We start from the raw sequence: 20,152 nt of genomic DNA, 5'->3' as shown, positions 1-20,152 counted from the left end.
CTCTTCGGGGTCGAGCCGGTCGGCGCGCTGCGGCGGGGCTCAGTTGCGTACTGCGATGGTGACGGGCGCGCTCGTGCCGACGTTGCCCGCGGCATCCGTCGCCTTCGCGGTCACGCCGTAGGCCGCGTTCGGGTACAGGCGCGAGTTGAGCACGGCGCGCCAGGTTCCGTCCGCCTGCTTCGTCGCATTGCCGAGTTTAGTCGTGCCCGCCCAGAGGGCCACGGCGGTCACTGCGACGTTGTCGGTCGCCGAGACGGTGACGACGACGGATGTCCCGGACACCGTGCTGCCCGAGACCGGCGACGTGATCGTGGCCACGGGGGCCGTGCGGTCGGGCGTCGGCGTCGGCGTCGGCGTCGGCGTGGGAGTCGGCGTCGGCGTGGGAGTCGGCGTCGGCGTGGGAGTCGGCGTCGGTGTGGGCGTGGGAGTCGGCGTCGGCGTAGGAGTGGGCGTCGGCGTGGGCGTCGGCGTCGGCGTCGAGCCGGTCGGCACCGCCGAGAGGAGGTAGCCGAAGTACTTGCCGGCCACGGGCTTCGTGGGGTCGCCCGTGAAGACGTGACCGCGTGCCGCGGCGGCCTGGGCCTGGCCGCGGATGATCGAGATGACCTCGTCGGTCGAACGGCCGTCGCAGGGGCCGAACGCGTAGCAGGCGACGACGACGCCGCTCGCCGCACCCGTCGCCATGCTCGTGCCCGTCGCGACGTAGCCGTACCGGTTGCCCTTCTTCGTCGTGTACGGGCAGACGCCGGGTGCGGCGACGGTGTGCGCCTGGTCGGCGGCGCTCACCGCGTAGTTGGTCGAGACGGCGTACGCGTCGTCCTTGGTCGTCACGCTGCACGGCGCCGTTCCGAGTCCGCCGGGCTTGCCGTCGAAGTCGGCCATGTTCGTCACGACGAGCACCTCGTCGAAGTTGCCGGGGGAGTAGAGCGCGAGGTCCTTGCCCGAGTTGCCGGCGCCCGCGACGATCGAGATGCCGTCGTCGGTCAGCGCGCAGACGGCCTGGTGCACGGCGTCGCCGTTCGTGCGGCCGCAGTTGCCGTCGTCGGTCCCGGTGTACGCGATGCTCATGTTCACGACCGCGATGTCCTTGGCCGCGGCGTTGTCGGCCACCCACTCGAGCCCGCAGAGGAGCGACTGCACGGTGCCGAGCAGGTCGTCGCCGAGCACGCGCACCGAGTGGATCGGCACGCCGGGGGCGGTGCCGACGATGCCCGTCGCGTTGTCGATCGCGCCGAGCACGCCCGAGACGCCCGTGCCGTGGCCGTCGCCGTCGGCGGCGGTGCCGGTCGGCAGGCAGTTGACCGCCGTCGCGAGGTTGAGGTCGGTGTGGGTGCTCACGCCCGAGTCGATGACCGCGACGCCCGGTCCGGTCCAGGTGCCGACGCCGTCGCCGGCCTTGATCGGAGGCTCGTCGGCCTCGACCGCCCCGACGGCCGGCGGCACGTCCTGGGCGAGTGCGATGACCGGCTCCTCGGCCATGAGCCCCAGCACCGACGGATCGGCGGTGAGCGACGCCGTCTGCTCGGCCGTGAGCTTGGCGGAGAAGCCCGCGAAGATGGCGTCGTAGAGGCGCGCGGGCGTGACGCCCGTCGAGCCGATCGCCGCGTCGCGCGCCGCGACATCCGTGAACGTCACGGTGTAGGCCCCGGCGGGCGGCGGTTCGGCCGCGGACGCCGGCGCCGCGATGAAGGCCGCCGTCGCGAACACGGCGGCGGCCAGGCTCGCGAGCACGGCGAGACGGCGACGGGTGCGGGGCACCGATCGCGTCGGGGACTCGAGTTCGGACATCGGACTCCTCGGTTCTGTCGGGTGCTGTGATGGGTGACGGTGCAGGGTTTCGGGGCGGCCTGCCGACGGGCGGTCGGCGGCCGGGTCAGCGCGTCATCGACGCGGATGCCTCGGGCAGCGGATCCTCGATCCGCCCCGGGTCTCGCACGCGCCGGTAGGCATCGACCGTCGACCGGGCGATGGCGCCCCAGTCGAGCCGGTCGAGCGGCGCCCGCTCGGGGCGCGGAGTCGCGGCCCACTCGAGCGTGCGGGCGAGTTCGGCGGCGTCGAACTCGCCGTCGTAGCAGCGGACCCACTCGGATCCGACCTGCTCCTGGAGTTCGCGCATGGCGCCGAGCGCCGGAACGACGACCGGGCGATCGGCCGAGAGCGCGAGGATCGCCGACCCGGAGTTCTGGATCGCGCGATACGGCAGCACGACGACGTCCGACGCCCGGATCCAGGCGACGATCGCGGCATCCGACTGGAACGCGAGATCGAGGCGCACCCGGGGATCGGAGTCGGCGGCGGCGACGATCTCGGCCGCGAGCGCCTGGCCCGCCGGCTTTCCGGCGACGACCAGGCGGACCTCGTCGTCGCTCTCGACGACGGTGCGCACGAGATCGGGGATGTTCTTGTAGCTGCGGATCATGCCGACCGACGCGACGACCGGGGCGCCCTCGTCGATGCCGTGTTCCGCGCGCGCATCCGCCTGCGACACGCTCAGGTCGTAGTCGAGGCGGTAGTGGCCGTGCGGCGTGACCGTGCCGGGCTTGGCGGCGAGCTCCGGGTAGGCCGCACGCGCGGCGTCGAGCCCTCCGGCGCTCAGCGAGAGGAGCGCGTCGACCTCCTCGACGAGCAGCCTGCGGTGCATCGCGCGAAGTCGGGGCGTCGAACGCTGTTCGTGGGAGGCGACGTTATGCACGGTCCAGACGAGCTTCGTGTCGTTGCGGAGCCGTGCGACGCGAAGGCCGGCCCGGAACAGCAGCAGGCGCGCGAGCACCCGCCACCGGCGACCCGTGAGGAACGTCAGCTCGGGCCAGTGCAGGTGCACGACGTCGATCGGCCGGGTGAACAGCCGCAGGTACGAGAGGTCCCGCACGGTGTGCCCCTCGGCTGCGACGGTCGCGTAGAGGCGGGCGTTGTACGGGTTGGCGTGCGCCGTGCGGAAGGCGGGCTCGGCCTCGATCACGAGCGGGCGGCCCGCGGCATCCGGTTCGCGCGCGCCCGTCATGCCGGCACCGCGCTCTGGGACCCGGCCTCGGCGGGCACCGCGCTCTGGGACCCGGCCTGGGCGGGCTCGGGCTCGGCGACCTCGGGCGTCGCAACCTCGGCCACCGGCACCGACGGCTTCGGCCGCTCGCCGATGACCTTCGCGGGGACGCCTCCGGCGATCGCCTGGGGCGGGACGTCCTTCGTGACGACCGCGCCCGCGGCGATCACGGCGCCGGCGCCGATCGTGACGCCGGCGAGGACGACCACGTTGGCGCCGAGCCACGCGCCGTCGCCGATCACGATGTCCTGCTCGATCTTGGGCTGGTCCATGATCGCGACCTCGCCCTGCTCGATGCCGTAGTTCGAGGCCGTGAGGGTCACGTTGGGCGCGAACAGGCACTTCTCGCCGATCAGGATGCGGCCGGTGCTGTTGCCGGCCCAGATCACGGAGTGCTCGCCGAGGTGGCTGCCCGCGCCGATGCTGATGCGCTCGGCGTTGCGGAACGACACGTTCGGCGCCATCGAGACGCCCTCGCCGAGGTGCAGGCGGCGCACCTGGCGCACGTGCGAGTAGCTCGAGAAGTGCGCGAGCCGCAGGGCGTGCGCATACGTGCGGAGGTCGAGCAGGGACTGGGCGAGACCGGAGATCCTGGGCATGCCGTCACCGCCCGACGATCGCGGGCACGCCCGAGAACGACTCGGAGATCACGGCCAGCACGCCGTCGACGTCGGTCGTCGCCCGTGCAGTCACCGAGATCGTGAGCTTCGTGCCGTACGAGCAGGCGAGGACCGCGAGGTCGTCGCGCGGGTCGCCCGCCGGCCATCCGGTGACCGAGGCGATGGGCGCCTCGCCGAAGAAGCGCTGCTTCGGCCCCCAGGTGATGTAGGTCGCGTAGCCGCGCCAGTCCTGGGCTCCGAGGTCGCGGGGGGTCCGGTCGTCGACCGCGGCCTGCACCTGCGCCCGCACCGACGGCACCACGAGGTCGAGCGGGTCGGCGGTCGGCACGGTCACCTTCACGATGCTGATGTGGTTGCGGGCGGAGTCGTCCGTTCGCGATCGCCTCGAGATCGGCACGAGCAGCGACACCGTCTCGGAGTCCGGTTCGAGTTCGGCGACCGCGCGCAGGGTCGCGGCGACGGTGAGGTCGTGGATCGTGCCGCCGAGCCGGTAGGCGAGCTTCATCGCGGGGCCGAGCTCGACCTCGAGGAACCGCGAGTGGCGCGGCACGAGCAGGCGCTCGGCCTCGCCCGACGCGACGATCGCCCGGTTCTTCATGGGGCGGATGACGCGGCCGCCCCACCTGCGCAGGCGCCGAGTGAACGGCTTCCGCCAGTACTCGTGCCACGCCGAGCCGAATCCGTCCCTGGCCGACCACCACGACCGCCAGGCGATCACGAGGATGCCGAGGCCGGTCCGCGGCGGCGCGCCGACCGCCTCGCGTTCGGCGTCGGTGACCGCGGGGAGCTCGGGCGTCGGAGTCGTTCCGGCGACCACGTCGCCGATCTTCAGGCCGAACAGCGCATCGCCGATCACGTGGTGGTACCGGGCGACGATCGCGACGCGGCCGCTGTCGAGCTCGACGACTCGGAAGTCCCACAGGGGTCGCGAGAGGTCCATCGGCCCGTTCAGCCGGCCCGTGAGGATCTCGACGCGCCGAGGGTCGTCGGGCTCGATGTCGGGGTGCAGCGTCACGTGCTTCGCGATGTCGATCTCGTCGACGGGCACCCATGCCGGGGTCGTCAGGCGCAGCGGCGTCGGGGCGAGCCGCTGCCGCATCGCCGGCACCCGCCAGGTCAGCGCGGCGAGCCGGTCCTGCACGGCGGCCAGGTCGAGCGAGCCGTCGGCCGCCCGCATCCGCTCGCCGTCGAGGATCAGCGCCGCGGCGGCGATCATCGACTCGAACGCGACCACGTTCGCGACGTACTTCTCGTCGAGGGTGCCGATCAGTTCGGCCTTCGTCTCGCGTCGGGTCATCTGGCCCTCCCGGGGTCTCGATCGATCGGGGTGTCGATCGCGGGTTCGAGCGGCGTCACGGGCGGCGGGTGCTCATCGACGAACGTCGAACCGTCCAAGCGCATGCCGGCGCCGGCGAAGAAGCCCTGGCGGATGCCGCGGAGCATCGCCCGGTCGGCCTTGCCCTTGCGCGGGTCGCGCATGTGCCGCACCGCGCGTCCGCCCGTGCGCTTCAGGAGCACCGCGAGCGTCGCGACGCCGACCGTGAACCGCAGCCGCAGCATCTTGTTCGCGAGTGCACCGAGGCCGAGCCCGTACCCGTGGTGCAGCTCGGTGTAGGAGTCGCCCTGCCGCGTGTTCATGTGGTGGATCACGCACGTCGGATCGTGCACGATCGCGTGCCCGGCCTCGAGCACCCGGCAGAACATGTCGAGGTCCTCGGCGCCCGCGAGCGTGCGCCCCGCACCGAGCACGGGGTCGAAGCCGCCGAGCTCGAGCACGAGCTCGCGTCGGAAGGCCATGACCGCGCCGTGCCCGGCGTCGATGCCCTGGACGGTGCGCGTGTACCGCTTCGGGGGTTCGGCGCCGCCGGTCCCGACGAGGGTGTGGTCGAGCATGCGGCCCGTCACGGCGCCCACCTCGGCGTCGGCGAAGTGCTCGAGCACGGGGTCGATCCAGCCGGTGACGGCCACGCAGTCGTCGTCGGTGAACAGCACGAGCGGGCGGGTGCTCGTGCGCAGCCCGAGATCGCGGGCGATCGAGAGGCCCCGGATGTCGCTGCGCACGTACGCGGCGCCCGCGGCGATCGCGGCGTCGCGGGTGGAGGCGTCGTCGGAGGCCGAGTCCACGACGAGCACCTCGACGTCGGAGGGCACCGACGCGAGGATCGACTCGAGCGCGGCTCCGAGCATCGTGGCACGGTTGCGCGTGCAGACGATGACGGCGAGGTCATGCGGCGTCGGCACGCACACGTCCGTCCACTGCGAGGGCCTGCCGCGACGTGTACGCCTCGACGAGGCTGGCCGCGGCCGCGGCCCAGGTGAGTTCGGGCCCGTGCGCGAGCGCCGCGCTCCTGAGGCGGCCGAGGGTCTTCGGGCTGCTCGCGAGCAGGTCGAGCTGCGAGGTGAGGGTCGCGACGTCGCCCGTGTCGTGCACGAGGCCGTGCACGTCGTGCTCGAGCAGGGCGCCGGCCGCGGTCGAGACGAGCGGCACGCATCCGACGGCCTGGGCCTCGTACGTCACGAGCGCGCTGCCCTCCTCGATGCTGGGCAGCAGGAGCACGTCGGCGCCGATGAGCTCCTCGAGCGGTTCGGTCGTCGTGCCCCGCATCTGCACGCTCGGGTGCGCGAGGCGCTCGCCGAGCACGGTGCGGTAGGCCTCGTCGACGGGACCGAACACGAGGAACGTGCCCCGTGCGCTCGCCTCGGAGGCGAGCCACGCGTCGAGCGCGAAGTGGAGCCCCTTGCGCGGCTCGACCCGACCGAGGAACACCGCCGTGAGCGGCGCGCCCTCGACGTCGTGTCGCTCGACCGGACCGGTGGGCGTGCACCCGTAGCGGTGGCGTCGGAGCCTGGACTCGTCGAACCCACGATCGAGGAAGGTCGTCGCGACGGCGTCGGACGGCACGAGCAGCGCCGTCGCGGTCGCCCACTCGCGTTCCTCGGTCGCGAGGCGCACGGGGTCGGCAGCGTGCGAGGAGCCGGCGCGGGGCGCGATGCCGAGCCTCGCGGACTCGGCGGCGACGACCTCGTAGGCGTTCGCGGTGTGCGTGTTCGGCACTTCGCGGTACGAGCGGATGCCGCGGGCCTCGGCCGCGGCGATGGTGCGGGTCGCGGCGAGCGGCCAGACGTGCACGACGTCCGGGCGTCGGGACGCGACCGAACGGGACGCGACGCGGTCGTGCCAGGCGAGTGCCCGATCGCGGCCGAGCACGCGGTGCGGGATGCGGCGGCCGGCGACCTCGAGCGAGGTCGTCACCGAGGCGATCCCGTCGACCGGGCGCGCGATGCTGGCGGCGACGAGGTGCACCTCGTGCCCCGCCCGGACCAGCTCGTTGACCTGGTTCCATGCGGTGAATCCGATGCCGGCCGCCCCGAAGGCGTGCGGGAAGCTGTAGAGGATGGAGATGCGTTCGCCGTCCCTCGCCGATCTCGTAGAGCCCATGAGCAACCCCCGTGACGCAGACTGTGTCCTTCCAACCATCCGGTTCGCATGCGGCGGGCACAACGTGGTGCGTCGTTTTGACTCGGAGAGTTAACAGGCCCGCAACAGAAAACGGGGGCGCCGTTAATACCCCGGCCGCACCATGAGCATGACGAAGTGTTCCTCTATCTCTTCTGCGACGGCGCACCGGGTTCCGAGCGATCGGCACGGGGAGCATGCGCTGTCCACGACCCTTCCGGGTCGCGAATTCGAGGGAGACGAACACATGGAGACTCCGAAGTACCTTCAGACGCTGTGGAGCTACAAGTGGCTGCTGGCGTTCGGCCTGGTCGTCGCCGCGGTCGCCGCGTTCTTCGCCGGGTTCAGCATCTCGAACGGCGAGATCCAGTCGCGTGCGGTGCAGTCGTACACGGCGAGCACGACCGTGCTCGTGACGAGTCCGAACGACACGCTCTTCCAGTCGCAGGTTCCCGGCCAGGCCATCGAAGAAGGGGTCACCGCGACCGAACCGCTCGATCTCGCGGCCGCGACGCAGATCTACGCGTACCTCGTGTCGGGCGCCGAGGTGCGCTCCGAGGTCGAGGCGGCCACCGGTGCGCTCGACGACGACACGGAGTCGATCACGGCGATCCGCCGTACGACGCAGCCCGCCGGCGACGAGCGCTTCCCGGGTTCGCTGAAGCTGCCGGTGCTGCAGATCGTGGGCACCGCGCCGACGGCCGAGCGGGCCGAGGAGATCAGCGCCACGGCGACCGACGTGTTCCTCGGGTACGTCGACGACCAGCAGGAGGCGAAGCAGATCGCCCCCGAGAACCGCGTCGAGCTCGAGGTCCTGAGCTCCGGCAACGCCGTCGCGACCGAGACGGGCAACCCCGCGATCCCGATCGTGGTGACCGGATTCGCGGTCTTCCTCGGGTTCATCGCTCTGGCCTTCGTGCTCGCCGCGTTCCGCTCGAACCGCAGCAAGCGCAGCCGCTCCCGTCGTCGCTCGCGCGCGGCGGCGCCGACCGGAGGCGACACGGCGCCCGAATCCGACGCGTCCGGCATCGAGGAGATCGAGACCGCCGACGAGGACCAGGTCCTGGTCGGCGCCGGAACCCGGGCGGACTGAGGCTCGCATGAGCGTCGCCGACGCCGTGCGGGCGCTCGACGCCCGCGACGGCGAGCAGCGCACCGGTTCGACCCCTTCCGGGGCCGGCCCGGGGTCCGCAGGCTCATCCGCTGAAGTCGAGGGGCAGGGCCGGCCGAGCCGCAGGAGGGTCGTCGTCGCGGCGGCCGTGCTCGCCGTCGTCGCCCTCGCCGCCGTCCTCCTGCTGCCGCCGCTCATCGCCGCCGCGGCCATCGGGTTCGTCGCGGTGCTCGTGCTGTTCCGCCGGTTCGTGTTCACCTGGTCGGCCATGATCATCGGCCTCGCCGGGGTCATCATGCTCGTGCCGGCCAGACGCTACGCGATCCCGATCCCGCTGCCGTTCCAGCTCGAGCCCTACCGGCTCGTGCTCGGCATCGTGCTCGTCGCGCTCGTGGTCTCGCTCATCCTGAAGCCCGAGGTGCGCTGGCGGCCGGTGGCGTTCGGCTGGCCGATCGGCATCTTCCTCGTGACGATCGCCGTGTCGTTCGTGGTCAACGTCACGGAGCTCGCGAACGAGGCGCTCGTCCAGACCGCCGTCGGCGGCATCACGCAGATGCTCTTCATGCTCGCGGTCTTCTTCTGCTTCCGGCTCCTGCTCCGCTCCGAACGCGACGTCATGCTGCTCATCACGTTCGTCACCTGGGCGGGCGTGGTCGTCGCCTTCTTCGCGATCATCGAGCGGCTCTCGCGCTTCAACGTGTTCCTCGTGCTCGGCAACTTCCTACCGCTCACGCTGCTCCGCGAGGGCGGCGACGTGAGCCGGGCCGGTGTCGCTCGGGCGTTCGGTTCGGCGCAGCATCCGATCGCGCTGGCCGTGGCGCTGTGCATCCTGATCCCGCTCGCCGTCTACCTCGCGAAGTACGCGGCCTGGCCGCGCAACGAGATCAACCGCAAGATCGTCTACGCGGGGGCGGTGATCCTGCTGTTCGGCGGCATCATGGCCGCGATCTCCCGCACCGCGGTCGTCGTGCTCGCCGTGATGTTCCTCGTGACGCTGATCTTCCACCCGAAGGTCGCCGGCGTGCTGTTCGCGCTCTCGCTGCCCGTCGTGCTGCTCGCGGCCGCGGTGCTGCCGAAGGTGTTCGAGTCGATGGTGCTGTCCTTCCTCGACGTCGACTCGCTCGTCGCCTCGCAGTACACGTCGGCGGGCATGGGCGGTGCCGGCCGTCTGGCCGACCTCGAACCGGCCATGGCCGAGGTGGAGCAGCAACCGTTCTTCGGCAGCGGGTTCGGCAGCCGCATCGTGATCGGCGACGACGCGAACGCGTTCATCCTCGACAACCAGTTCCTCGGCACGCTCATGGAGACCGGGGCGCTCGGCGTGATCGGGCTCGCCGTGTTCCTCCTCGTGCCCCCGATCATGCTCCTGCGCTTCGCCTTCGCGCAGGCGGCCGAGCGCCGTCATGCGGTGCTCGCGCTCGCGATCGCTGTGGCGATCTCGGGGTACATCGCGGCGATCTTCTTCTACGACGCGTTCGGCTTCTTCCAGACCTTCTTCATTCTCTGCATGCTGCTCGCCGTGGGCGCGTGGCTCGTGACCGAGGCGCCGAGGCGGTCGACCGTCGGAGGGGCGGATGCCGCGGCATCCGTCGACGACACGTTCGCCGACCCAGCGGCGGCCGATGACCTCATGCTCGGGGCCGGGGCGCGATGACCGCCCGGATGTCGATCGTCATCCCCGCGCACGACGAGGCGGCGATCATCAGCCGCCTGCTCGAGTCGCTCGTCGCCGACCCGCGGGCCGACGAGTGCGAGATCGTCGTCGTCGCGAACGGCTGCACCGACGCGACCGTGCGCATCGCCCGCACGTTCGAGCCGGTGGTGCGCGTGGTCGAGATCGAGACCGCGTCGAAGATCGCGGCCCTCGAGGCAGGGGACGCCGCGGCGACCGCGTTCCCACGCGCCTACGTCGATGCCGACGTGCTCGTCGACCTGCCGGCGCTGCTCGCGCTCGCCGACCTGCTCGACGCCGGCGACGGCCCGCTCATCGCCTCGCCGCGGTTCGAGGTCGACACGAGCCTCGCGTCGTGGGCCGTGCAGTCGCACTACCGCATCTGGGAGATGACCGACTACCGTCGTCGCGGGCACATCGGCTCCGGCGTCTACGCCCTCTCCCGCGAGGGCCGAGCGCGGTTCGACGCGTGGCCCGACGTGATCGCCGACGACCGGTTCGTGCAGCAGCTCTTCACGCACGACGAGCGCGGCACGCTCGAGGGCCACGTCTTCACCGTGCGCAGCGCACGCACGCTCGGTGCGCACCTGCGGCGCACCACGCGCATCGCGCGCGGCAACCTCGAGCTGCCCGACGACCCGCGGGTGCTCGACGACGACCCGATCGGAGACCGTATGGCGAACCTGATCCGGCGCGTGGCGCGGCGCCCGTCGCTGTGGCCCGCGTTCGCGGTGTACTGCGCGACCTCGACGATCCCTCGGGTGCGGGCGCGACGTGCCGTGATGGCCGACGCCTCGCGCGAGTGGTCGCGCGACGACACCAGTCGGGTGGCGGCGTGAGCGGCCCCGGCCCCGGCACCGACCGCCTCGCGCACACGTCGTCGCGCGGCGTGTTCGTGACCATGGGCGGCTTCGGCGGCAAGACGCTCATCCAGGTCGCGTCGACGGTCGTGCTGGCCCGCATGCTCACGCCCGCCGACTTCGGCCTCGTCGCGATGGTCACGGCCATCGTCGGCGTCGCCGACCTGGTGCGCGACTTCGGCCTCACGGGCGCGATCATCCAGGCGAAGCAGCTGAGCGAGCGCATGTGGATGAGCGTGATGTGGCTCTCGGTCGCGCTCGGCGTCGGCCTCATGGGCGTCATCGCCGCGAGCGCGCCGCTCATCGCGCTGCTCTACGACGAGGAGCGGCTCGTTCCGCTCACCCTCGCCATCGCGCCGATCCTGCTCATCAACGGACTCTCGATGCCGATGCAGGCGCGCGTGCAGCGCGACCTGAAGTTCGGCACGCTCGCGAACATCGACGTCGTGTCGATGCTCTGCGGCGTCGTGCTCGGCATCGGGGCCGCGGCGCTCGGCTGGGGCGTCTGGTCGCTCGTCGTCATGTCGGGCGCGGGCCAGCTCTACCGCCTCGTCGCCCTCTGGGTCGCGTCGCGGCCGAAGTTCGGGCGCCCGCACATCTCGCGCGAGGTCGTGCCGCTCGTCACGACCGGCGGCAGCATCTTCGGCGTGCAGCTCCTGAACTACGCCGCGAAGAACGCCGACAACGTCATCATCGGCCAGCAGATGGGGCCCGCCGCCCTCGGCCAGTACTCGCGCGCCTACGCGCTCTACCTGCTGCCGATGCAGCAGCTGAACGGCACGCTCGGCCGGGTCGCGCTGCCCGTGCTCAGCAAGCTGCAGGACGACGGCGACCGCTACCGCCGGTACATCCGCGGCGCGCTCATGATCATCGGGTACCTGACGATCCCCGTGTACGCGGTCGCGGCCGCGGTCTCGTCGCCGCTCATCGCGATCCTGCTGGGGCCCGGGTGGGAGCAGGCGGCCACGCTGTTCAGCCTGCTCGCGATCGCCGGCATCGCCCAGTCGATCGGCAGCGTGCTCGGCTGGCTCTACATCACGCTCGGGCGCGCGCACCGCCAGCTCGTCTACTACCTCGTGACCCGGCCGATGGTCATCGGCGGGTACTTCCTCGGCCTCTGGTGGGCCGGCGTCGAGGGGCTGGCGCTCGTCTACGGCCTGCTCACGATGGTGCTGCTCGTGCCGGGCTTCTACTACGCCACGGTCGGCACGTTCGTGCGCGTCGGCGACATCATCCGCCCGATCGTGCGGCCCGTGATCCTCGCGCCGCTCTGCTTCGGCGCGGCATGGGGCGTCGAACGGCTCACCGACGGACTGCCGACGATCGTGCAGCTCGTGCTCGGCGTCGCCGCGGGCGTCGTGCCGCTCTTCGCCTGCCTTGCGATCCCCGCGTACCGACGCGACCTCGCGGCCATCATCGGGTTCGTCAAGCAGGTGCGCAAGCCGGCCGCGGCGAAGGCGAAGGGCGGTGCGGATGCCGCAGCGCAGGCGGATCTCGCCGAGCAGGCGGAGCTCCGCGACCCGGTCGACCTGCTCGAGCCGATCGAGCCGCGGGACCCGGTCGACCTGCTCGAGCCCGGCGACCTGCACGAGAAACGCGGTCCGCGCGAGACGCGCGGTCCGCGCGAGCAGGTCGCCGAACCCGCGACCGACCACAGGAAGGCTGACTCGTGATGCGATCCCCGAAGATCCTGGCCGCGGCGCTCGCCGTGCTGGCCGCCGTCGCACTCGCCGCATGCACCCCGAGCGCGGCGGCACCGCCCGACCTCACCGAGATCGCGCAGCCCACCACGGCGCCGACCGTGGCGACCCTCGGCATCCTCGGCGACTCCGTGTCGCTCGGCGTGAACGCCTGCGCCGAGCAGGGGCAGTGCGCCCAGGCGTCGTGGTCGGGCGGCAGCGACCCCGCAGTCGGGTCGGTCGCCGCGCGCCTCGCCGCGGCATCCGGAACCGAACCGGACGTCGTGAACGCGGCGAAGGACGGCGGCGACGTCGAGGACGCGCTCGGCCTCGCCGACGAGGTCGTGGCCGCGCAGCCCGAGCTGGTCACCGTGCTGCTCGGCGGCAACGACGCGTGCGCGCCGACGCTCGACGAGATGACCTCGACGGCCGACTACGAGGCCCGCCTCGGGCAACTGCTCGCGCGGCTGAACACCGACCTGCCCGGCGCGACCCTCCTCGTGCTGTCGGTGCCCGACCTGCACCACCTGTGGGAGATCGGGCGCGGCGACGCGACGGCCGTGCAGGCATGGAACTCCAGCCCGTCGTGCAAGAACCTGCTCGGCTCGGCCGACGACGACTCGGCCGCGGCGAACGAGCGGCGCGACGCGGTCGCCGAGCGCGTCGTCGAGTACAACGCGGTCATCGAGGAGGTCTGCGCGGCCGCCGAGCGCTGCATCGACGACGACGGCGCCGTGTACGCCTACCCGTTCACGACCGAGGAGATCTCCTCGATCGACCACTTCCACCCGTCGATCGCGGGCCAGCGCGTGATCGCCGAGATCGCCTGGCAGGCCCTCGAGAAGGGCCGGTCATGACGACGATGCTCGTGGCCATCTCGGGCGGCCACCTCGCGCAGCTGCACATGCTCGCGCCGCGCATCGCGGCGGGCGACGACGTGGTCTGGATGACCGACGACACGGCGCAGAGCCGCTCGCTGCTCGACGGGCAGACCGTCGTCCACGTGCCGACGCGGCCGCCGCGCGACACGATCGGCGTGCTGCGCGACACCCGGATCGCGACCCGCGCGCTCTCGGAGCACGGCGTCGACCGGGTGGTGAGCTCCGGCGCGCAGATCGCGCTCTCGGCGCTCATTCCCGCACTGCTCCGGCGCGTGCCGTTCAGCTACGTCGAGAGCGCGACGCGCGTCACCGACCTCTCGACGACCGGCAAGGTCATCGACCGGATCCCGAACGTGCGCCGCTACGTGCAGTATCCGAACCGCACGTCGGAGCGGTGGGGGTACGCGCTCTCGGTCTTCGACGGGTTCCAGGTCGAGGAGGTCCCGTCGAGCTCGGGCGCCGGTGCTGACCTCTCCGGCTCGGGTGTCGGCGTGGTCGCGAAGCCGATCGAACGCGCGGTCGTCACGGTCGGCGGCAATGGCGAGTACGGGTTCCGACGGCTCATCGAGGCCGCGGCGCGAGCACTGCCCGCCGAGGCGGAGGTGCTCTGGCAGACCGGCTCCACGGATGTCTCGGGCCTCGCACTCGACGCGAAGCCCTCGGTGCCGTCGGCCGTGCTGTCGGCCGAACTCGAGCGCGCCGACGTGGTCATCGGCCACGCCGGAACCGGCACGGCGCTCGCCGCGCTCAGCGCCGGAAAGGTGCCGGTGCTCGCCGCGCGATCGGTCGGGCACGGCGAGCACGTCGACGCCCATCAGGACGATCTCGCCGCGTTCCTCGCCGAGCGGGGGCTCGCGATCGTGCGACCCGCCGACGAGATCACGCTCGACGACCTCGTCGAGGCGTCGCGGTGGCGCGTCACGCGACGCGACGACCTCGAACCCGTGAGCATCTGACCGATCGGCCGAGCCGACCGGAATGGCCGACCGATGAACGGAGAGCGCGTGCCCGAACTCAGCATCGTGGTCGTGAACTACAACACCCGTGAGGCGACGAGCGCATGCCTGCGCTCGGTCATCGACGCCTCGCCCGGCGTCGACCTCGAACTCGTCGTCGTCGACAACGGGTCGACCGACGGCAGCGTCGAGGCGTTCCGCGAGCGGTTCGCCGATGCGACCGTCATCGCGGCCGGCGAGAACCTCGGCTTCGCGCGCGGCGTGAACCTGGGCGCCCGGGCGGCCACGGGATCGTGGGTGCTGCTGCTCAACCCCGACACGATCACCCTGCCCGGCTCGCTCGAGGCGCTGCTCGACTTCGCACGCCTGCACCCCGAGTACGGCGTCTTCGGCGGGCGCACGCTGCGACCCGACGGCGGCGTCGACCCGAGCTCGTGCTGGGGCGAGCCGAGCCTCTGGTCGCTCGCGATGTTCGCGACGATGGCCTCGACCGCCTTCAAGCGCTCGCCGATCTTCGACCCCGAGTCCCTCGGCAGCTGGCCGCGCGACACCGTGCGCGAGGTGCCGATCATCACCGGCTGCCTCCTGCTCGTCCGTCTCGCCGACTGGCAGCGGCTCGGCGGCATGGACGAGGAGTACTTCCTCTACGGCGAGGACGCCGAGTTCAGCCTGCGCGCCGGACGGGCGGGCCTCCGCAGGGTCATCGTGCCCGCAGCCGAGATCGTGCACGAGGTCGGCGGTTCGAGCGACGCCGGCGGGGCGAAGGGCTGCATGGTCATGGCGGGCAAGGTCACGCTGCTCCGCAAGACGTGGTCGCCCGTGCGTGCCGCGATCGGCGTGCGACTGCTCGTCGCGGGCGTCGGCGTGCGGGCTGCCCTCGAGGCGCTCACGCGCCGCAGCCGGGCACCCTGGCGCACGGTGTGGCGTCGCCGCTCCGACTGGATCGACGGCTACCCGCGCGCCGAGGCGACGCTCTTCGGCCGCGAACTCGCCTCGGCCTGAGCCGCAGAGACCCCGCCCAGCACCCAGTCGCGCACCTCGTCGACGAAGCGCGACGCGTCGAACTCCAGCGCCCTCGCCCGTGCGGCCTCCGGCGAGACGGCGCGCACGGCGTCGACGGCGGCCGCGAAGCCCTCGACGTCGTCGGGGTCGTAGTGCACCCCGGTCACGCCGTCGAGCACCGACTCGGCCGCGCCGCCGACGCGATTGGCGATGACGGGACATCCGGCCGCCATCGCCTCGACGGGGATGATGCCGAAGTCCTCGACCGGCGGGAAGACGAAGGCCAGGGCACGCTGGAAGAGCGCGCGCATGAGTTCGTCGGAGACCCGGCCGAGCACGTGCACGGGAACCGGGGCGGCGGCCGCGAGGGCCTCGAGCCGCTCCCGTTCGGGTCCGGAGCCGGCCACGACGACCGGGATGCCGAGGTGCGCGCCCATGCGGATGACGGCGTCGTGCCGCTTGTACGGCACCAGCCGCGAGGCGGCCATCAGGAATCCCCGGTCGGGCAGGGACTCGAGCAGGTCGGCCTCGGCGGGGGTCAGGCGGTCGGCCCACACGGGCACCTCCGCGATCGCGATCGCGTCGACCGGAGGGTGGATGACGCGGGCATCGCGATCCCACGCACGCTGGATGCGCTCGCGCACGAACGCGCTGTTCGCCGCCAGGGATCCGGATGTCGCGGCAGCACGCCGATCGACCCCGCGCAGGTACGCACGGGCCAGGCCTGCGAGGGGCACGGCCGTGCGGCTGTCCAGGTCGGGCTCCCACAGGTACCGGGCCGGGGTGTGCACGTACGAGAACTTCGGGATCCCGCGTGCGGTGCCGAAGCCCGCGTGGTGGGCGAACACGTAGCTGCTCGTGACCACCCATTCGGGTTCGAGCGACCCCCACCCATGCCGCCAGGTGCCCGACATGAGCGGCAGCGAGAGCGCCTTGCGACCACGCAACGGCGTGCGCGCGAGCCACGACTCGTCGACCGTGTGGGCGGGGAACCGCGCCGGATCGTCGTTCCAGAGGCACGCGACGCGGGCGTCCGGCAGTGCAGCCCGCAGCGCGTCGAGCACCTGCTCGGCCCCTCCGGACTCCTCGATCCACTCCTGAACGATCAATCCGGTCATGCGCGTGGTCCGATCCGTGAGGCGTGCAGGGTCAGTAGGCGCCCGTGCTGCCGACGACCGCCCGAGCGGTCTTCAGCAGGATGACGATGTCGCCCGTGAGCGACCAGTTCTCGACGTAGTAGAGGTCGATCTTCACGCTCTCGTCCCACGTCAGGTTCGAGCGCCCGCTGACCTGCCAGAGCCCCGTGATGCCGGGCTTGGTGAGCAGGCGCCGGTTGACGTCCTCCTCGTAGCGGTCGACCTCGGCTGGCAGCGGCGGACGGGGCCCGACGAGGCTCATGTCGCCCACGAGCACGTTCCACAGCTGGGGCAGCTCGTCGAGCGAGTACCGGCGCAGGGTGCGCCCGATCGGGGTGATGCGAGGGTCGTTCCTGACCTTGAACAGCACGCCGTCGGACTCGTTGCGCGACTGGAGGCCGGCCAGCTGCGCCTCGGCGTCGATCACCATCGAGCGGAATTTCAGCATCGTGAACCGCGCCCCGCCGACGCCGACCCGCTCCTGCCGGAACAGCACGGGACCGACGCTCGTCAGGCGCACCGTCATGGCGATCCCGAGGATGAGCGGCAGCAGCAGGAGCAGGATGCCGCCGGCCACGACCACGTCGAAGACGCGCTTCACGGCGTGCGCGAATCCCGAGTACTGCGGCAGGTCGACGTGCACCATGGGCAGGCCGTTGATCGGCCGGAGGTGGATGCGGGGACCCGCGACATCCGTCAGCCGTGAGACGAGGATCAGCTCGGTGTTGGAGTTCTCGAGGTCCCAGCCGAGACGACGGATCGTCGCGTTGCCGCCCGGGAGGTCGCCCGCGATGATCACGGCCCTCGTGCGGGTGCGCTTGGACGTCGCCGCGAGGTCCTTGAACTCGACCGTCGGCAGGTCGATCGCGACCCGCTTCGTCGAACGGGCCGGGCCCGCGTAGGTCGCGCCGATCGCCCGGTAGCCCACCCGGTACTGCCGACGCAGCTCGTCCGCCACGCGGGCGACGTCGTCGGGGCGGCCCACGATGATGGCCCCCGTGGTGCAGCGGCCCACCCGTCGCATCCGGTGCAGGGCGCCGCGCCAGGTCATCCGGCCGATGAGCAGGAGCACCAGGCCCAGGGGGAACGCGACCGCGAGGTACCCGCGCGCGATGTCGATCTGGAAGAGGAACGCGACGGCCGCGAGCGTGCCGAACGTGAGGAAGGTCGCGTTGACGACCCGCTGGTACTCGACCATGCCCGTGCCGATGTTGCGCAGCATCCGGGATCTCGTGGCCGAGAGCGCGACGAGCCAGCCGATCGCGATCGCCGTCGTGAGCGTCAGGTAGGCGAGATCGGCCTGGGGCGTCGACGCCCGCAGGCCGGTCGTCTGGAACCGCAGGAGCTGGGCCACCAGCAGCGCCACGAGCACGAGCGCGGCGTCGGTCACCGAGATCGCCGCGACGAGGCGTCGACGCCAGCCGAGCCGCCTCGGCTGCGCGACGACCCGGGCCCCGGCTGCGGACGCACGGCCCAGCAGACGCTCGCCGGGCCTCACGAGGCGGACGATCGGTTCTGCCTCAGTCGACATCTGACCCCCTCGGACGTCGGTCGGTGTTCCTGCGGAGCCGCGACGGCACGGGGACCGACGGAGCCCCGCCTCATGGGACGGGTGCTGGACCAGGCGGTCGTTGCCTGTGGGATGGAGCGCGGACTCCGGCCTCGGCGGATCCTCGGTCGACGTCGTCGAACTGAGAACCGGACGACGTCGAAACACGCTCTGCGAGGATCAAATCAGTCGCACGCGAACACCGGTAGGGGCTCGCCCTGCTGTTCACAGGGTCTTCAGGCCCGCGATACACCGCCGACACAAAGGGGCCGACGGTGCCCTCCGAACGGGGGGTGTTCCGGGCGGAAACGGGGGTTGACAGCCTCAGGCGCGCGCCAGCGCGAAGACCATCTCGTGTCGCGCCGACCATGAATTCGCCGCGATGAAGTCGATGCGGCACTCCTCGGGCACCGGGCCGAGATCGAGCGCGTCGTCGACGACGTCGGCGAAGTCGCCGACGCTGTCGACGAGCAGCACGCGCTCGTCGATGCCACGCACGGGCGGCAGGTCGATCGAGACGACCGGCACGCCCGCTGCGAGGTACTCGTAGACCTTGAGCGGGCTCATCGCCTCGGTGAGCGGGGTCCTCCGGTGCGCGAGCAGGCAGAGCTCGGCGTTCCGCAGCGTCGCGACGAGCTCTGCGCGCGCGACGCTCGGGTGGATGTGCACGTTCGGGAACCGCTGCAGGCTCGCGACGTACTCGGGATCGGGGCACGGCCCGAGCAGCACCACCTGGAGCTCGGGCCTGCGGGTGGCGAGATCGGCGATGCCGGGCACGTCGAGACGCGAGTCGAGCGTGCCGACGTACACCGCGCGCGGGCCGGGGATCTCGGCGAACCAGGCCGGCGCCGCGGGGAGCAGGCCCAACCACTCGTCGGGCTCGACGCCGTTGGGCACGACCATCGCCGGGCCGGTCGGCGCGATGCGATCGATGATCTCGGCCGAGACGGCGGCCACCGAACGCCCCGTCTCGGCGATGCGCCGGTACGCCTCGCGGTAGGCCAGCCAGTAGGCCCGCCTGGCCGGCGAGCTCAGCCAGTCGTCTCTCGCGAAGAACGTCACGCCCGAGGCCCAGTCGGCCGGAGCGAAGCCGGCGACGAGCGGGTTGGTCGTGAGCAGGTGCGGCGCGTCGAGGCCGAGGCGACGCGCCCCGCGCTCGAGCGAGCGGTCGTAACGGCCGTACTGGGTCGAGACGCCGTCGAGGTCGACCGGGTCCTCGCGCAGCAGGCGGGAGGGCCGGAGGTACGCGACGCGCTCGTCGACCGGGAACCGCACGTCGCGGTCGAGCAGCGGCGACGCCGCGACCCTCGGCAGCCAGCGGAACGGGTCGGCGACGAGGAGCCGGCGCACCTCTGCGCTGCGCATGAGGCTCGAGAGGATCCGGTCGGGCGGGCGCATCATGCCGCGGCGGACCGCATCGGTGTAGGTCTCGTAGCTGAACGTGAAGACGAAGTCGGTCGGCGACGGGGGGACGGCCCGCGCGGCATCCGATTCGGAGTCGTCCTCGGAGAGGGCGAACGAGGCGTCGGCGTGGTCGCTCATGCGGCCAGCTCCCTGATCAGGCGGGCCGGAGCGCCCGCGACCACGCACCGCGGTGGCACGTCGTCGCGCACGATCGAGTTCGCGCCGACGACGGCGCCCGCACCGATCGTGACGCCCGGCATGATCACGGCGTTCTGGCCGATCCACGCGCCGCGGCAGATCCGGACCGGGGCGACCCGGTCGAGCGGCTGGTCGCGGATGAAGACGTCAGGCTGATCGAATCCGTGGGTGTGGTCGGAGATGTAGACGCCGCGCGCGATGGCCACGCCGTCCTCGAGCACCACGCTCTGCACGGCCGAGATCGAGGTCTGGTTCATGCGCACCCGGTCGCCGATCACGATGGTGGGCGTCGGACCGTCGAGGCGCGGCACGATCAGCCAGGAGCCGGGACCGATCAGCACGTCGGAGCCGATGGCGATGCGATGCGCGTTGCCGACCCGGAACGGCAGCAGGATCCGGGTGCGCGCGCCGAACCTCGCGAACCCCGTCGACGCGATCTTCGAGAAGGCCGCATCGCGCGCCCGCTGCAGGAGCAGCACCAGCTTCAGAACGTCCACATCCGCCTCCCCGACCGGCGGCGACCGACCTGACGCCCGAATCCGAATACGTCCTTCGAGCGTCCGTCATCGGCCGAGTCGCCAGCTCGC

General features: G+C 72.0%; 17 protein-coding genes. 7 read left to right on the top strand and 10 right to left on the bottom strand.

Annotated elements, in window-relative coordinates:
• Positions 1-39: 39 nt before the first annotated feature.
• From GQR16_RS19745 to GQR16_RS11405, 6 genes are all read right to left on the bottom strand, one after another.
• The gene (locus tag GQR16_RS19745; RefSeq protein ID WP_211373500.1) at positions 40-1,788 is read right to left on the bottom strand and encodes an Ig-like domain-containing protein; all 1,749 of its coding nucleotides are present in this window, start codon (positions 1,786-1,788) and stop codon (positions 40-42) included.
• 85 nt (positions 1,789-1,873) lie between these two features.
• On the bottom strand, positions 1,874-3,001 hold the full coding sequence (locus tag GQR16_RS11425; protein WP_157415276.1) for a glycosyltransferase family 4 protein: 1,128 nt from the start codon (positions 2,999-3,001) through the stop codon (positions 1,874-1,876).
• Entirely contained in the window at positions 2,998-3,639 is a 642-nt protein-coding gene (locus GQR16_RS11420; RefSeq protein ID WP_157415275.1) for an acyltransferase, read from the bottom strand. Before GQR16_RS11420 ends, GQR16_RS11425 begins: the two co-directional genes overlap by 4 nt.
• 4 nt (positions 3,640-3,643) lie before the next feature.
• Positions 3,644-4,957 (bottom strand): wax ester/triacylglycerol synthase domain-containing protein, encoded by a 1,314-nt coding sequence (locus tag GQR16_RS11415; RefSeq protein ID WP_157415274.1) that lies wholly within the window; start codon positions 4,955-4,957, stop codon positions 3,644-3,646.
• Positions 4,954-5,901 carry a glycosyltransferase family 2 protein gene (locus GQR16_RS11410; protein ID WP_157415273.1) on the bottom strand — a complete coding sequence of 316 codons (948 nt, stop codon included), beginning with the start codon at positions 5,899-5,901 and terminating at the stop codon, positions 4,954-4,956. The genes GQR16_RS11415 and GQR16_RS11410 overlap by 4 nt, the downstream gene beginning before the upstream one ends.
• Positions 5,885-7,099, bottom strand: a complete 1,215-nt coding sequence (locus tag GQR16_RS11405) for a glycosyltransferase family 4 protein (RefSeq protein WP_170298472.1) — start codon at positions 7,097-7,099, stop codon at positions 5,885-5,887. Before GQR16_RS11405 ends, GQR16_RS11410 begins: the two co-directional genes overlap by 17 nt.
• A 265-nt stretch (positions 7,100-7,364) precedes the next feature.
• Here GQR16_RS11405 and GQR16_RS11400 point away from each other — a divergent pair, with 265 nt between their 5' ends.
• Genes GQR16_RS11400 through GQR16_RS11370 form a run of 7 tightly spaced genes read left to right on the top strand, consistent with a single transcriptional unit; the run spans position 7,365 to position 15,278 of the window.
• Positions 7,365-8,210: a hypothetical protein gene (locus GQR16_RS11400; RefSeq protein WP_157415271.1), complete on the top strand. Its 846-nt coding sequence runs from the start codon at positions 7,365-7,367 to the stop codon at positions 8,208-8,210.
• 7 nt (positions 8,211-8,217) lie between these two features.
• Entirely contained in the window at positions 8,218-9,882 is a 1,665-nt protein-coding gene (locus GQR16_RS11395) for an O-antigen ligase family protein (RefSeq protein WP_157415270.1), read from the top strand.
• 8 nt (positions 9,883-9,890) lie between these two features.
• On the top strand, positions 9,891-10,739 hold the full coding sequence (locus GQR16_RS11390; protein WP_170298471.1) for a glycosyltransferase family 2 protein: 849 nt from the start codon (positions 9,891-9,893) through the stop codon (positions 10,737-10,739).
• Positions 10,736-12,433 (top strand): lipopolysaccharide biosynthesis protein, encoded by a 1,698-nt coding sequence (locus tag GQR16_RS11385; RefSeq protein ID WP_157415268.1) that lies wholly within the window; start codon positions 10,736-10,738, stop codon positions 12,431-12,433. The genes GQR16_RS11390 and GQR16_RS11385 overlap by 4 nt, the downstream gene beginning before the upstream one ends.
• Positions 12,433-13,296: an SGNH/GDSL hydrolase family protein gene (locus GQR16_RS11380; protein ID WP_157415267.1), complete on the top strand. Its 864-nt coding sequence runs from the start codon at positions 12,433-12,435 to the stop codon at positions 13,294-13,296. Before GQR16_RS11385 ends, GQR16_RS11380 begins: the two co-directional genes overlap by 1 nt.
• Positions 13,293-14,276, top strand: a complete 984-nt coding sequence (locus GQR16_RS11375) for a glycosyltransferase (protein WP_157415266.1) — start codon at positions 13,293-13,295, stop codon at positions 14,274-14,276. Before GQR16_RS11380 ends, GQR16_RS11375 begins: the two co-directional genes overlap by 4 nt.
• Before the next feature lie 48 nt (positions 14,277-14,324).
• Positions 14,325-15,278: a glycosyltransferase family 2 protein gene (locus GQR16_RS11370; RefSeq protein WP_211373499.1), complete on the top strand. Its 954-nt coding sequence runs from the start codon at positions 14,325-14,327 to the stop codon at positions 15,276-15,278.
• Here GQR16_RS11370 and GQR16_RS11365 read toward each other — a convergent pair.
• From GQR16_RS11365 to GQR16_RS19910, 4 genes are all read right to left on the bottom strand, one after another.
• Positions 15,227-16,396, bottom strand: a complete 1,170-nt coding sequence (locus GQR16_RS11365; RefSeq protein WP_157415264.1) for a glycosyltransferase — start codon at positions 16,394-16,396, stop codon at positions 15,227-15,229. The genes GQR16_RS11370 and GQR16_RS11365 overlap by 52 nt on opposite strands.
• Positions 16,397-16,427: 31 nt before the next feature.
• Complete coding sequence (locus tag GQR16_RS11360; RefSeq protein ID WP_157415263.1) at positions 16,428-17,945, bottom strand: sugar transferase; 1,518 nt, start codon at positions 17,943-17,945, stop codon at positions 16,428-16,430.
• 342 nt (positions 17,946-18,287) lie between these two features.
• Entirely contained in the window at positions 18,288-19,505 is a 1,218-nt protein-coding gene (locus GQR16_RS11355; protein WP_157415262.1) for a glycosyltransferase, read from the bottom strand.
• Positions 19,502-20,062 carry an acyltransferase gene (locus GQR16_RS19910; protein ID WP_157415261.1) on the bottom strand — a complete coding sequence of 187 codons (561 nt, stop codon included), beginning with the start codon at positions 20,060-20,062 and terminating at the stop codon, positions 19,502-19,504. The genes GQR16_RS11355 and GQR16_RS19910 overlap by 4 nt, the downstream gene beginning before the upstream one ends.
• Positions 20,063-20,152 lie beyond the last annotated feature (90 nt).

Origin of the sequence: Agromyces allii (assembly GCF_009749385.1) — a bacterium.
Classification (GTDB): domain Bacteria; phylum Actinomycetota; class Actinomycetes; order Actinomycetales; family Microbacteriaceae; genus Agromyces; species Agromyces allii.
This window is presented reverse-complemented; position numbering and strand designations above follow the sequence as displayed.